Annotated in this window: 11 protein-coding genes and 1 pseudogene; 9 read left to right on the forward strand and 3 right to left on the reverse strand. The window is 47.1% G+C overall.

All coding sequences use genetic code 11. The features are described from left to right. The 7 genes from CMR00_10435 to CMR00_10465 form a co-directional block, all read left to right on the forward strand. On the forward strand, window positions 1-430 hold a 430-nt coding region (locus CMR00_10435; protein ID PIO47408.1), incomplete at its 5' end, for a hypothetical protein. Then, the gene (locus CMR00_10440; protein PIO47409.1) at window positions 430-2,238 is read left to right on the forward strand and encodes a hypothetical protein; all 1,809 of its coding nucleotides are present in this window, start codon (window positions 430-432) and stop codon (window positions 2,236-2,238) included. The genes CMR00_10435 and CMR00_10440, both read left to right, overlap by 1 nt. Continuing rightward, entirely contained in the window at window positions 2,148-2,639 is a 492-nt protein-coding gene (locus CMR00_10445; GenBank protein PIO47410.1) for a hypothetical protein, read from the forward strand. The genes CMR00_10440 and CMR00_10445 overlap by 91 nt, the downstream gene beginning before the upstream one ends. Window positions 2,640-2,647: 8 nt before the next feature. Next, window positions 2,648-3,109, forward strand: a complete 462-nt coding sequence (locus CMR00_10450) for a hypothetical protein (GenBank protein ID PIO47411.1) — start codon at window positions 2,648-2,650, stop codon at window positions 3,107-3,109. 18 nt (window positions 3,110-3,127) lie between these two features. Then, window positions 3,128-4,306, forward strand: coding sequence for a hypothetical protein (locus CMR00_10455; protein ID PIO47412.1), 1,179 nt, complete (start codon window positions 3,128-3,130; stop codon window positions 4,304-4,306). Window positions 4,307-4,380: 74 nt separating this feature from the next. Continuing rightward, window positions 4,381-4,743 carry a hypothetical protein gene (locus tag CMR00_10460; GenBank protein PIO47413.1) on the forward strand — a complete coding sequence of 121 codons (363 nt, stop codon included), beginning with the start codon at window positions 4,381-4,383 and terminating at the stop codon, window positions 4,741-4,743. A gap of 17 nt (window positions 4,744-4,760) precedes the next feature. Then, window positions 4,761-5,453: a gliding-motility protein MglA gene (locus tag CMR00_10465; GenBank protein ID PIO47414.1), complete on the forward strand. Its 693-nt coding sequence runs from the start codon at window positions 4,761-4,763 to the stop codon at window positions 5,451-5,453. 130 nt (window positions 5,454-5,583) lie between these two features. On the opposite strand, the gene CMR00_10470 is transcribed toward CMR00_10465, so the two are convergent. Together CMR00_10470 and CMR00_10475 are read right to left on the reverse strand one after the other, a co-directional pair. After that, window positions 5,584-6,804 carry a tyrosine--tRNA ligase gene (locus CMR00_10470; GenBank protein PIO47415.1) on the reverse strand — a complete coding sequence of 407 codons (1,221 nt, stop codon included), beginning with the start codon at window positions 6,802-6,804 and terminating at the stop codon, window positions 5,584-5,586. Between the two features lie 56 nt (window positions 6,805-6,860). After that, window positions 6,861-8,744 carry a hypothetical protein gene (locus tag CMR00_10475; GenBank protein PIO47416.1) on the reverse strand — a complete coding sequence of 628 codons (1,884 nt, stop codon included), beginning with the start codon at window positions 8,742-8,744 and terminating at the stop codon, window positions 6,861-6,863. On the opposite strand from CMR00_10475, the gene CMR00_10480 reads away from it, so the two are divergent. Both CMR00_10480 and CMR00_10485 read left to right on the forward strand, forming a co-directional pair. After that, window positions 8,715-11,201 (forward strand): TonB-dependent receptor, encoded by a 2,487-nt coding sequence (locus CMR00_10480; protein PIO47417.1) that lies wholly within the window; start codon window positions 8,715-8,717, stop codon window positions 11,199-11,201. The genes CMR00_10475 and CMR00_10480 overlap by 30 nt on opposite strands. 125 nt (window positions 11,202-11,326) lie before the next feature. Next, window positions 11,327-12,659: pseudogene (locus CMR00_10485) on the forward strand (phosphoribosylamine--glycine ligase). On the opposite strand, the gene CMR00_10490 reads toward CMR00_10485, so the two are convergent. Then, window positions 12,648-13,796 carry a geranylgeranyl reductase gene (locus tag CMR00_10490; GenBank protein PIO47418.1) on the reverse strand — a complete coding sequence of 383 codons (1,149 nt, stop codon included), beginning with the start codon at window positions 13,794-13,796 and terminating at the stop codon, window positions 12,648-12,650. The pseudogene CMR00_10485 and the gene CMR00_10490 sit on opposite strands and share 12 nt — an antisense overlap. Window positions 13,797-13,887 lie beyond the last annotated feature (91 nt).

The raw sequence follows: 13,887 nt of genomic DNA on the forward strand, positions 1-13,887 counted from the left end.
ACCTCACAGCCTCAAAAATCCTATTGATGTGCTCTTCAAGTCCGCCGATGTCATCGGCGATATGCTCAAAACCTTCCGTGCCACGGGCAAAGACGACCACCCACAAAAAGACAACCTCGTTGCAATCCTCAAAAATTACACCGAACAACTCGAAAAATTCGGTGAAATTCGCGCTGTACTTTCGCTTAGCGAGATGCAAACGAGCAAAGCGATTGAAACAGTTGAAGCCAGTGCCCAGCAACGTCGCACACAAAGCGTTGCCGAACAGACTGTGCGCATTGACATTCGCGCTCTCAACAACCTTGTCAATCTTTCTGCCGAACTCGTCATTGCCCGAAACCGTCTGAATAATGAACTCTTGGCGTTCAATAAAGCATCAACCGATTTAACAAAGAGCGTTCTCAGCTTGCGCAGATTAGCAAGAAGGTGATGACGATGATTCAGAAAGGGAGCAAGGAATCAAGTGCGCTTGCAAGCTACAGCGATGTGCTTAAAGAGTTCTCGGAAACGGAGTTTGACCGTTTTAGCGAATTGGACATCATCTCGCGCGACATCAAATCTGCCATTTTGAACTTTGATGAGTCAATCTCTGACCTAAAGAGCATTGGCAGTTTGTTTAACCAGAACGTGATCAAGGTCAGCAACATTGCCAACGACCTCAACCGAGAAATCGTCGGCATGCGCATGGTGCCAGTGAAGCAAATGTTCACGCGCTTCAGCCGCTCTGTGCGTGATATTGCCAAAATTGAGCAAAAGGAAATCAATCTTGTCACTGAAGGCGAAGAGACGAAATTGGATAAGACTGTGATGGAAGACGTCATTGAGCCTGTGATGCACATTGTGCGTAACGCTATTGGACACGGTATCGAAACGCCTGATGTACGCCTTGCTCACGGGAAATCGCCGGTCGGCACGATTACACTGCGCGCTTATCAGAAAGGCAGTCGCGTCATTCTTGAAGTTGAAGATGACGGCGGCGGGATTAACATTGAGAAAGTTAAAGCCAAAGCGATTAAAGTCGGTCTGATTACGCCCGAAGAAGCTGAAAAAATGACCCCTGCACAAGCCACTGAACTCATTTTCCGTCCGGGCTTTAGCACAGCAGATAAAGTTACGGAATTGCAAGGTCGTGGCGTCGGTATGGACGTGGTACAAAACACCATTCGTCGGCTCAAAGGGACCACCAACATCGAGACGGTGTCAGGTAAAGGCACAAAGTTTATCATTTCTTTGCCACTGACGCTCGCTATCGGCGATGCCTTGCTGGTTACAGCGCTCGACCAAACCTATGCGATTCCACTCGAGCCCGTGCTTGAGACAAGCTATATTTCAACAGATATCATTGAGCAAGACGAGGATGGCAAGCGCTACATCACGCTGCGTGATGAACGCATTGAATTGCGATACCTCAATGACGTACTCGGGTATCAATCCGATGTTTTGCATTTCAAAGCTAAAGTAGCTGTCGTTATCATTCAACTCGAAGAAGAGCAGAAAAAAGTTGCTGTTGCAGTCGAAAAACTTATCGGCAAGGAAGAAATCGTTGTCAAGACCCTCGGCAAACACTTACGCAACGTTCCCGGTGTTATCGGCTCCACAATTCTTGGCGACGGTCAGGTGATTATCATTTTAGATATTGATTATCTCTTACGCTCCGAAGAATCTCGCTCTCGTGATGTGCATGTCTCGGTTGACAGTGCCGCAGCAGAAACCATTGCAGTTAGCACGGAGCCGATTATGCCTACGGTTAAGCGTCGCCGTCGCAAAGGGGCTAAAATTACAGTGCTTCATGCCGACGACTCGCCTAGCGTCCGCAAGTATGTTCAATCCGTTCTGAAAACTGCTGACATTACCGTTATCTCTGCTGATGATGGTCTTGCGGCTTTGAACCGCTTGCCTACATCGAACGCTGACCTTGTCATCAGCGACCTTGAAATGCCACGCATGAACGGCTTTGAACTTGTCTCTGAAATTCGCAAAATGCCAGAGTATCAAGATTTACCGATTATTATCGTTACGGCGCGCGCCGCGATAAACACCGCCGTACAGGTCTTGAACTTGGCGCAAATGCTTTTCTCAACAAACCCTTCGATCCGCAACAACTTATTGAGACGATTGAAAACTTCGTATCCTAATTGCGCTCAATTATGTCTTCTGTTGCTCTTGGTCAGCATGTGCCTTTCACATATTCAGGTGAAGCCGTTGTTGCTGAAATCGCAGGCAAGCTTTTTGGCATAGATACAGCCGTCGTTAAGTCGATCGTCGAGCTTCCCTCATCCGATAATCGTCTGCTCATTGAGCCGTATCTGGGCTCTTACTTTTATCAAAATGCAAAAATTCCCTTGCTGAATCTTGCTGATTTTTTTCTACTTTCGCCTTCATCTGCGCTTGAATCATCTGCGCTTGAAAAAGTAGTGGTCATTGTCATTCAAGCTGAACCCCCTTTTGCCGTGCTCGTCTCGCGCGTTTTAGGGAAGTTTCGCTCTGAGACAAGCTTTCCTTTACCGCAGGAAGTGTTTCTTTATCCTCATCTTTACCCATTAGCAGTTGAGTTTAATCGGTCGCATCTTTTGCTTATTGACGTACAGCACGCTTTCCGATACGTCGCTGAGTATGTTCAATCGACTGGCAATCTTTGAGTTTGGTGATGAAATCCTTTTTTGTTGTACGTATTGGGCGTTTCCACTTCGGTATACCAGCTGAATATGTGCGTCGCGCTCTACCTGTGATTCCGCACCTTGAGGCGCCTCTTCTCAAACCAAATTTTGGCGGGCTCGTGCTCTATAACAAACGGTTTATTGCCAAACTTTTTTTGGACAACGTGCTGCAGATTGGTCTCTATCGCCAAGCGGATTCCATCACGATGGATTCTACTGTCATTTTTGAAGTCTCAGGCGTCACGTTTTGCTCAACCGTAGACGAAGTGCTTCCTGTAACACCTGTTGAGGAACACCAAATTTTACCGATTGATGCAGCGCTGGTTACACGAGAACCAATTTTTCCTAAGCCAGAATATCTTCTTGGCTACTTTGAACATCGCCAAAAACATGTTTATATTCTTAACATGCCACACATCTTTCAGAGAAGTTTCACTGTGTCGCCAAATTAAAACTTCACGCATACAGCTATGTCTACTCAAGTCGCAGATTCCGTGGGTCATCGACGTGTGCTCATAGTCGATGATGAAGAAAACATTCCAATTGGTATTTTGAAAACGCTCTCGCGCTCTGGTCGTTACTACGCCAAGCATGCACAAAGTGGCGATCTTGCTGAGCAAATTCTTGCACAAGAGCCTTTCGATCTTGTCATTACTGACCTGAAAATGCCGAATAGCAAAGTTCAAGGCATTGATTTATTGCGCCACATTCGCACGACCTATCCTGATATTGGCGTCATTGTGATGACCGCCTACGGCTCGGCAGCCGTTCAAGAGGAAGCCTCACGTCGTGGCTCTCTGCTCTACATTGAAAAGCCGTTCGACTTAGAGAAGCTCTTTGGTGTGGTCGAGGATTTTTTTGCTCGCCGTGAGCAAGCCGCTAAGAGCGAAGCGCAGTCCTCTTCCGAGAGCATTCAAGGCGTTATCCCGGGTTTGCAACTGATGGATGTCATCCAGATGAACTGTCTTTCGCGTGTAACTTCCACACTGCACATCAAGCGTGGCGATGGCGGTGCTGAAGGCATCATTTGCTTCAACAAAGGCAACATCACCCATGCTGAAACCAGCACGCCACGCTCAGGCAAAGATGCCTTTTTTGAAATTCTCACATGGCGCGGCGGCAGCTTTGACACGATTGAACAAATCCCGCCCACCGTTACAATTGTTGAGAGTTGGGAACAATTAATGATCGAAGCTATGGGCATGGATCTTGGCGACGCCCCTGCACCAGAGTCCCAAACGCCGAAGCCGACGATTCGTATCCAAACCCCAGCTGCACCTAAAGATGATGTGGCAGATACATCTCGCATGCTCGATCGCGTTTTGGAAAATGCGCGTGCTGAAGCAGCTTTCCTCGTTACGCATACCGGCTTTGTTCTAGATAAGCGCGTTAGTCAATCTGCTATCGACTTAACCAAATCAGGCGATGAAATCTCCAAACTCCTACCTGGAATTTTTGCCGTTGGTAAGTCTATTTCTGGCGGCGGACTCAACGAAATTGTTTTGCGCTACAGCAACAAAACTGTAATGATTCGCAATGTGCAGGGCAATGACATTCTCTTTATTGTCATCTCTCCTGCTCATGTCTCTTCAGGCGATATGTTCAAAGCCATTGACCGAGAATCCGAGACCATCAAGAAAATTTTGTAGGCGCTTTCGTAATTGTCGCCGATTTAGTAAATTGCAAATTCTAAGATTTCACACCGACTCATAGACGAATCTTTATGAACTTCAGCGATGGACTTTCGCTCTTTTCTGAGCTTTCTTCCGTGGAAGGTGCACTTGTAGCCGATAGCGACGGTCTCACGCTCGCCAGTTCTTTTGCAAGCAAAGATGCACATGTGGCTCTTTCTCCAATTTTTCATCAACTGCTTGACGGGGTCTTCCGCCAACTTCAAGAACTTGGTGAATCGGCAAATCAACTTTGCATTGTGCAAGAGACTCGTCTAATTATTGTTGTTCCGATATTTGACGTATTTTTGCTTGTTTTTTCAAAAAAGGAAAACTTAGATAAATTGCAGTCTGTAGTTCAAGACGCCGCACATCGTATTGCAAGTATTGTTAAACCAGAGTTCCAAAACATCTAAATTTCTCACTGACGACAATGGCGAACATCAACTACGCGAACAAAGAGATTATCATCAAGATCGTCTACTACGGTCCCGGTATGAGCGGCAAGACCACAAACTTGCAAGTCATTCACCAGATGGTACCCCAAGACGCTGCCAGCAAGATGATTTCACTTGCCACAGAGCAAGACCGTACGCTCTTCTTTGACCTTCTTCCGCTTTCACTTGGCTCGGTCAAAGGCTTTAACACCAAGTTCCAACTTTACACTGTTCCGGGACAAGTCTATTACAACACGACACGCAAACTTGTGCTCAATGGCGTCGATGGTGTCGTGTTTGTTGCAGATTCGCAACAAGGCAAAATGCAAGAGAATAAAGAGAGCTTAGAGAATTTGAAAGATAACCTTGCCGAATATGGCATTGACCTTGCCAAATTCGCTGTCGTCATCCAATACAATAAGCGCGACTTGCCGAATGTCTACTCGATTGAGGAACTGCAACGCGAACTCAATCCTTATGGCTTTCCATACACGGAAGCTGTTGCTTTCAAAGGCATTGGTTTGATGGAGACTTTGAAACTCATCAGCAAACTGACCTTGCAACGCATCGGTCAGAAAACTGGTACTGGCGCATCAACGGCGGAACAAGCACCACCTAAACCTGCACCAGCTGCTGCTCCGCAAAGCAGCAGCGAATTCTTCAAGAATCTGCAAAATAAGATGAAGTAACCTGCTTTGCCTGCGCTGCTAAGCCTCAATAAGCATGAACTCAATAAAAGGCGAATGGATATTCGCCTTTTGTTTTTTAATCTGTGTTGAATACTTCTCGGTCAGTGCGACTTTGTAAAAGAGCGCTCCTTCAAACTTTTCTTACGCGGAAAAATTTGCGTTTGCCGACCTTGATGATTTTCTCACTATCGAGTCGCAAAATTTGCTTGGCATCACTGGCTTTAAGATTATCTACACTTACGCCTCCTTGCTCTACAAGTCGACGCGCTTCACTTTTTGATGTGCTTACCTTAGCCAGCACCATCACATCTAACAAACCAATTTCATCAGTACTGACATGCACTTCTTCAATATCATCAGGCGCTTCACCTTGAGCAATGCTCTCTGCCGCTTCTCTTTCGCGCAGACCTGCCTCTGCTGAATGAAAGAAGGCTACCGTTTTTTCACAAAGAAAATGCTTCGCTTCTCGTGGTGATTCTTTCAAGAGCTGTTCCAGCACTTTTAGGTCGCTCGCGTTCAGCACGCCCGTGTATTGTGCATATTTCATCATCAGACTGTCTGGCACCTTCAACATCCGTTGATACATCTCACGCGGTGGATCATTGAAGCCGATATAATTATCGAGCGACTTTGACATTTTTTGAACACCATCTATGCCCTCTAAAAGCGGCATTGTGATACACACTTGAGCTTCAGCTAAGCCATATTCACGCTGCATGTCGCGCCCGACCAAGAGATTGAATTTTTGGTCAGTGCCGCCAAGCTCGACATCGTTTTTGAGTTCTACCGAATCCATTGCTTGTGCCAGTGGATAAAGCAACTCATGAATCGCAATAGGTTCACCTGCTTTATAGCGATTTGTGAAATCATCACGCTCTAACATTCTGGCTACAGTGTATCGGCTTGCTAAGCGAATTACATCTTCAAATGTCATCTTACTTAGCCACTCTGAATTGTATCGAATGATAGTTTTGTCTTTGTCGAGAATTTTTGAGGCTTGTTCAAAGTAGGTTTGCCCATTTTGCTGTGTTTCTTTGCGCGAAAGTTGCGGGCGCGTTTTACTTTTGCCCGAAGGATCGCCAATCATTGCGGTAAAATCACCGATGATGAGAATGGCAAGGTGCCCTAAATCTTGAAAATCGCGCAGTTTGCGTAGGACTACTGCATGCCCAAGATGCAAATCCGGTCGTGAAGGATCAGCGCCGAGTTTAACTTTGAGCGGCTCGCCGGTTGCAAGGCTACGCTCAATTTTGCGCTCTAAGTCCTCGACAGGAATTACTTCCACTGTATTACGCAAAATCAGGTCAAGCTGCTCATTCTTTGGTGGGAAGGTTTGTTTTGCTGCGTTCATTAGCATTTGGATAAGTTCTGTTGATTTTTTTGAGAAGCAGAAATCGGTCAGTCACACTATTTTACAAGCAGCATCTTCTTTGTTTCTGAAAATGTTCCTGCTTGCAAGCGATAGAAATAGATACCTGATGCAAGACGAGAAGTTGCAGCAGAAAAAGGCACACTGTATCGTCCTGCATCCTGTCTTGCACGCACCAGCGTGGCAACTTCCCGCCCAAGTGCGTCAAACACTTTTAGACTCACTTCGCTTGCTACAGGCAGTTGATATGCAATCACCGTTGTCGGATTGAATGGATTCGGATAATTTTGATAGAGCTCAAACGCTTTATCTGCCTTTGACGATGTTTCTACGGATGACACTTGACGCGCACGCTCCAGTGCAGCCCTCGCATTGACAATACCCCAGCCCATTTCACGATTTGGCGCATGACTCTGACTTGCTGTTTGTCTTAGAATATCTCGCACTTGCACTGGCGTTAGCGCTGGATTTGTAGAGAGCAGGAGCGCTGCAACACCTGCCACAATTGGACACGAAAATGATGTGCCGTTTGCAACGACATAACTCGATGGCGTAGCAAGACCCGTAGTAAAGACGCCAACACCTGCCGCCATCACATCTGGTTTGATTCGACCATCTGCAGTTAGACCAACAGAACTAAACGGTGCCCGCACACCTGTGCTATTTACCGCTCCAACACTGATGATGCTATCGGCATCTGCTGGTGCACTCAAGGTATTGGCTGGCGCTGCAACAAACCCGGCATTACCGGCACTATTTACGACCACAATACCAAGGCGCGCGGCACGTGCTGCGGCTCGTGTTGAAATTGCTGTGCGACCGTCCATATCTTGCCATCGGTATGGTGGAAATGGTGGGTCGAAATCCAGGTAGCCCAGCGAGCTTGTGATAATATCAGCACCTAAGCTATCTGCCCACTGCGCTGCTGCCGCCCAGTTATCTTCTTCAACAGGCGTTTCTGACCGTGCATCTTCTGTGCGCGCCAAAGCATACTGCGCATCGTAGGCTACTCCAATAAGTCTTCCTGACTGATAGCCTGCAATGACGCCCATCGTTGCTGTACCGTGTGCGTGAACACCTAATTCGCTACGGTTTGCAACAAAATCATATCGTGCAACGACACGCAGCGTGTGGAATGCTTCATGTGTCAGATTCCCGAAGCCTGCATCAAAATTTGCAATCAACACACCACGTCCTGTAATACCTAACTGATGAACCTCTGGAATGTTGCAGAGCACAAGCTGTGCTAGCGATTGCCCGTAGTCAATCGTGTTCGTTTGTGTAAGCTTCGTTCCTATCGCACCTGTCTCTGACTTTTGTGCACGACTTAATTCTAAGGCTGGTACTGCTCTTAGTGATTCAAAAATAGGGTCGTCATCTAAATTGCTTCTGTCTGTTTTTTTATGCTGTGGCAGTTCATCAATTGCCCTGACGGCATCGCAAGCTACGAGAGCTGGCAAATCTCTGGCTTGAATCTCACCACTGACTGCGCCAAGCCATTTCAAGGTATGCCGAATCTTGAGCCCTCTTTTGGCGACTTCTTGCAAATCCGTTTCATCAAACGGCATATCTTCTTCTGTGATGACACTCGGCAATGCCCCACTCCGCACCATTTTCATTCGCCGCTGAATAGCTCTGGCTGAAAGCAACTCTTCAGGATGATACACACGCGCTGACTTGCGTTTTATCTGCACAATAACTTTGAGACGCTCACTGTCTTTTGCTTGCTCAATTCGGCGCAGCACTGCAGGCGAAAGTTTCTGCATTATTGCCTCACGGCTTTGTGCCTGTAGGCTTTGCACGCCCAGCAGCGTAAGCCATAATTGCAGGCACAGCACGGCATACTTTATTGAACTAAGCTCAAAGTTTTGCATTTTTGTCTCTATAAGGAAATGTTCGCTGGTCGCAGAGCTCAGGCACATTTCAGAAGTAAAAAATACAATCTATCCTTGAAAGTGAGACAACTTGTCGTACTTTTTCTTGCTTTACTTTCCCCTGCTCTTCTTACTGCACAAATCCTCACCGTGCGCGATAAAGATACCAAGCAACCGCTTGCTGGCGTTAAAATCCTAAGTCAATCGCTGGCACTTTCCGCTACAACAAATGCCAAGGGCGAAGCAAACATCTCTGCCTTCAAAGGCTCTGAAAAAATTGACATTTGGTTATATGGCTATAAGTCAATTAGCCTAAGCTATGCGTCGATTAAGGAGCGCGGTTTTGAGGTCTTTCTTACTGCATCACCTATTTCAGCCAATGAAATTGTTGTCAGTGCCACACGCTGGGAGCAGCGCAAACACGATGTGCCCAGCAAAATTACAGTGATTTCACCAAGAGATGTTGCTTTGTTTAATCCACAAACTGCAGCCGATTTGCTTGGCAGTTCTGGTGAAGTCTTTGTTCAGAAAAGTCAGCAAGGCGGCGGTAGCCCCATGATTCGTGGTTTTGCTACGCACCGCTTGCTCTATGCCGTCGACGGTATTCGCATGAACACGGCTATTTTTCGCGCTGGCAACCTTCAAAATGTTATCTCGCTTGACCCCTTTGCAATTGAAAACACAGAAGTTTTCTTCGGTCCGGGCTCTGTGATTTACGGCAGTGATGCCATCGGCGGCGTGATGAACTTTCAGACACTTACACCAAAATTCTCAGCTAACGATGATGATGTTTTTATCAACGCTTCTGCGCTCGGACGCTTCTCTTCTGCGAACTCCGAACAAACTGGGCACTTCGAGCTCAACATCGGCTGGAAAAACATTGCCTTGCTGACAAGTTTTAGTAGCTACGCTTTCAGCGACTTACTGATGGGACGCAACGGTCGCGACGAATACCTACGCCCATTTTATGTGGTTCGCATCGATAGCCTCGACCGCATTGTTACAAACGATAATCCTCTTCTACAACGACCAAATAGCTATTCGCAAATTAACTTAATGCAAAAAGTTCGTGCGCAGATTTCCGATGCATGGGATGTACAGTATGGGTTTCACTTTTCAGAAACTTCCGAGTATGCGCGTTACGATAGGCTCATTGAAACAACTGCAAATGGCTTGCCGCGCAGCGCAGTCTGGAACTACGGACCACAAAAGTGGACCATGCACAATTTGAGTATTTCAAATCATACTGACCATGCATTCTATGATGTTGCCACACTGCGCTTTGGGTTGCAGTATTTCCAAGAGAGTCGCATCGACCGAAATTTCAGCGGCGGACAACGATTTCGCTTGCGCACACAGGTTGAAGACGTTACTGCATACTCTCTCAATCTCGATATCACGAAGTTTGTCGGTCCACATCGTTTTTACTATGGTGCCGAAGTGGTGCTCAATGATGTCCAATCAAATGGCTCTGGCATAGACATTCGCACGGGCGCACCGTTGCCGGTTGCTGACCGTTACCCACAATCCAAGTGGTCGTCTTACGCCGCATATCTGAACTATCAATTTCGTGCCTCTGAACAAGTGCTCGTACAATCTGGCGCGCGCTACAACTATTTTTCTAATTCATCTGATTTTACGCGCAACCTTCGATTCTTCCCGTTTAATTTCACGACGGCTTCGCTCAGCAATGGTGCGCTGACCGGCAGTCTTGGCGTTATCTATTCACCTGGTGATGAGTGGACACTCACTCTGAATGGGTCAACAGGATTTCGTGCACCGAATGTCGACGACATTGGCAAAGTCTTCGACCAACCTCTGAACACGGTTGTCTTGCCTAATCCTAACCTGCGTGCAGAGTATGCTTACAATGGCGAAATCGGCATTACCAAACTTTTCGGTGAGCGCGCAAAACTCGAACTTGTTGGCTACTACACGTTTTTAGATGGTGCTATGGTACGGCGCAACTTTCAAATTGATGGACGTGACAGCATCTTTTTCGATGGCAGCTTAAAGCGCGCACAAGCTATACAAAATGCCGCATTTGCTACGGTCTACGGCATTCAAGCTGCACTCGACCTACAGTTGCCTCTTGGTTTTAATTTCTCATCGCGCCTCAATTGGCAAATCGGCACCGAAGAAATGGACAATGGCGAACTCAGCCGTTCTCGACATGCTGCGCCGCTTTTTGGCATCAGTCGTCTTGGTTTTTCTATGCCTAAGTTAGAAGCACAGTTCTATGTGATGTACAGCGGTGAAGTGAGCTTTGACAATCTTAACCTTGAAGAGCGCGATAAACCATTCATTTACGCACGTGATGAGAATGGACAACCTTTCTCGCCTGCTTGGCTTACACTCAATTTCAAAGCTATGTACCAACTCTCCGATGTGCTCACGATTAGCACAGGCATAGAAAATTTGGCGGATGTGCGCTATCGTCCGTACAGTTCAGGTCTTGTTGCACCTGGCAGAAATTTCATTCTTTCGCTGCGTGCAGGTCTTTGAGATACAACGGTGTGATGCACGCATAGCAAAGCGCCAAATTGCGAACCGACTGACTTGTATTTGGCTTTCTTTGCAATGACTGCAAAATCGTATCTTTAGATTTTCTTAATCCAAAGCAAACGCTGATGAACATTCTAGTTGTCGGGAATGGTGGCAGGGAGCACGCGCTTGCTTGGGCACTCTCTAAGTCACCAGAAGTTGAAAAAATTTTTGTTGCACCCGGAAACGGTGGAATTCGTTACCTCGGCTCAATTGCCGAAGCCGTTGAGATTGCAGCAACCGACATAGACGCTCTCGTGCAATTTGCGCACTCCAAAAAATTGACCTTACAGTCGTTGGACCAGAGCAACCTCTTTCACTTGGTATTGCGGATAGATTTCAACAAGAGCACTTGACGATCTTTGCACCAACAAAGCGTGCTGCGCAACTTGAAACCAGCAAAGCTTTTGCGAAAGCTTTTATGCAGCGCCACAATATCCCCACGGCTCCATTTCGACACTTTACTGATTACGATGCTGCACGCGCATATATTTCATCGCGACAGGCTTTTCCTATCGTTGTAAAAGCCAGTGGCCTTGCAGGTGGCAAAGGGGTTACCGTCGCTTATCACAAAGGTGATGCCCTCGAGGCCCTTACTGCGCTGTTTGAAAAAAAGTTTTCGGTGATGCAGGGGCGGAAGTCATTATTGAGGAATTCTTGCCCGGCGAAGAAGCCAGTGTTTTTCTTATCACGGATGGGATTCACTACAAAATTCTGCCTACTGCGCAAGATCACAAACGCATTGGTGATGGCGACACTGGGAAGAACACCGGTGGCATGGGGGCTTACGCTCCAGCACCGATTGTTACCCCTGAAGTTCTTCACAAAATCGAGACGCGCATTGTTGAACCGACCTTGCGTGGCATGCGTGAAGAAGGTAATCTTTATCAAGGCTTTCTTTATGTGGGACTTATGATTCACGCTGATGAACCTAGAGTGGTCGAGTTCAATGCGCGCTTAGGCGATCCTGAAGCACAAGTTGTTTTGCCCTTGCTGCGCACCCCGCTGCTTGAGGTTTTGCTTGCTGCATTGCATGGCAATCTTTTTTCTTGCTCACTTGAAATCTTGCCCAAGTTTGCTGCTACAGTTGTCATGGCATCACAAGGCTATCCTGATCGCTACGAAACTGGCAAGTTGATTACTGGTCATTGTCATTTTGATAGCACATGTTCGTCAGAAGGCGGCAGCGAGATTGTGGTGTTTCATGCTGGCACGCGCTTTGAGCATGGCAAACTTTACACTGCTGGCGGCAGAGTGCTTGCTGTAAGCGCAATTTCCGAGACACTCGAGCAGGCACTTAAAGATGCTTATGAAGCCGTCTCACATATTCATTTTGATGGTGCGGTGTATCGGCGCGATATTGGCAAGAAAGGCTTAGCACGCCTGCAAGAGCTGCGCTCTTCTGCTTCACTCGAGTAAGAGACGCAAGTAAAAACTAGGCTGCCCCAGTCTTTTGCGTAGTTCAAAGTTTTCGACCATTCCTGCCACAGTATCTTTCAGATACTCGCTTCGCCCGACTTTGCGCACCAGCAAATTGACAAGAAATGGCGTTGCTGCAACTTTCTGCAACACACTGTGCAATCGGAACGACGGCATCAGTCTGCCATAAACCATTTCATCATATTGTTTATTGAATACGGCAGAAAAGTCTTGCGCTTTGAAGCAGTTGAGAATATGCTTTGCTGCAAAGGCGCCTGAGAGCATGGCTTCACCGATGCCTTCGCCAGTGAGTGGGTCAATGAGCGACGCCGCATCGCCCGTGAGCAAGAAGCGCTCACCTGAAATGTGAAATCGCTTTGAACCAAGCGGCAATCCAAAGCCTTTGATGTCGCCCACAATCTCCGCATGTCGAAAGCGTGAGGCAATTTGCGGGTGTGTGCGGAGAATCTCAAGGAGTTTTTGGCGCAGATTGATACGCTTTTTGTGCAGCGCTGCTGAAAGCATACCTAAGCCAACATTAGCCAATCCGTTCGGGAGTGGAAATATCCAGAGGTATCCTGGTCTGAGGTCACGCAGCAAATAGAACTCTACATAATTTTCAGGGCGTGTGTCAGCTATGCCTTTGATGTAAGCACGCACGGCTGCAGAGTAATGTTGCTCATCGAGCTTGAAGTTCGCAAGTCGCTTTGCTAAGAGCGAGTGTGCCCCATCGGCGGCAACGGCGATTTTTGCGCGTATGCTGTGCCCCTCTGCTTGCAGTTCAATATACTCACGATGCACCTGTACAGCGTCAATCGGGGTATTTTCGTAGAACGTGATGTTCGGGGCATTGCGAAATTGCTCGACCAAAAAATTATCGAAATCTATGCGGCGACTGACATAGCCAATTGTACTGCCTGAAAAATGCTTCTTTGGCTTAAAGACAATTTCTAAACAATCATTACTTGGTGAGACAATTTTGACTGCGTTGGTACACACTTTTTCTGCGAAGTGTTCAAATTTTTGTGGCAAATCAGGCGAAAGTTGCCTCATGGCTTCCGATATTTTGATGCTGAGTGCATCGCCGCAGACTTTATCGCGTGGAAATTTGGCTTTATCGAAGACGGCAATACGCAGCGGTGTTTTTTTTTAGTCCGATTGCTGTGCTTGCGCCTGCGGGTCCTGCGCCGACAATTGCAACATCGACTTCTTCAATCGCCATTTGGAT

It is taken from the genome of [Chlorobium] sp. 445 (genome assembly GCA_002763895.1).
Lineage (GTDB): Bacteria > Bacteroidota > Chlorobiia > Chlorobiales > Thermochlorobacteraceae > Thermochlorobacter.

Excerpts from the sequence above, each read along its gene's own strand:
- CMR00_10460 (PIO47413.1), top strand. The coding sequence starts at position 4,381 with ATGAACTTCAGCGATGGACTTTCGCTCTTTTCTGAGCTTTCTTCCGTG.
- CMR00_10450 (PIO47411.1), top strand. The coding sequence starts at position 2,648 with ATGAAATCCTTTTTTGTTGTACGTATTGGGCGTTTCCACTTCGGTATA.
- CMR00_10475 (PIO47416.1), bottom strand. The coding sequence starts at position 8,744 with ATGTGCCTGAGCTCTGCGACCAGCGAACATTTCCTTATAGAGACAAAA.
- CMR00_10445 (PIO47410.1), top strand. The coding sequence starts at position 2,148 with ATGTCTTCTGTTGCTCTTGGTCAGCATGTGCCTTTCACATATTCAGGT.
- CMR00_10480 (PIO47417.1), top strand. The coding sequence starts at position 8,715 with ATGTTCGCTGGTCGCAGAGCTCAGGCACATTTCAGAAGTAAAAAATAC.
- CMR00_10465 (PIO47414.1), top strand. The coding sequence starts at position 4,761 with ATGGCGAACATCAACTACGCGAACAAAGAGATTATCATCAAGATCGTC.
- CMR00_10455 (PIO47412.1), top strand. The coding sequence starts at position 3,128 with ATGTCTACTCAAGTCGCAGATTCCGTGGGTCATCGACGTGTGCTCATA.
- CMR00_10470 (PIO47415.1), bottom strand. The coding sequence starts at position 6,804 with ATGAACGCAGCAAAACAAACCTTCCCACCAAAGAATGAGCAGCTTGAC.
- CMR00_10440 (PIO47409.1), top strand. The coding sequence starts at position 430 with ATGACGATGATTCAGAAAGGGAGCAAGGAATCAAGTGCGCTTGCAAGC.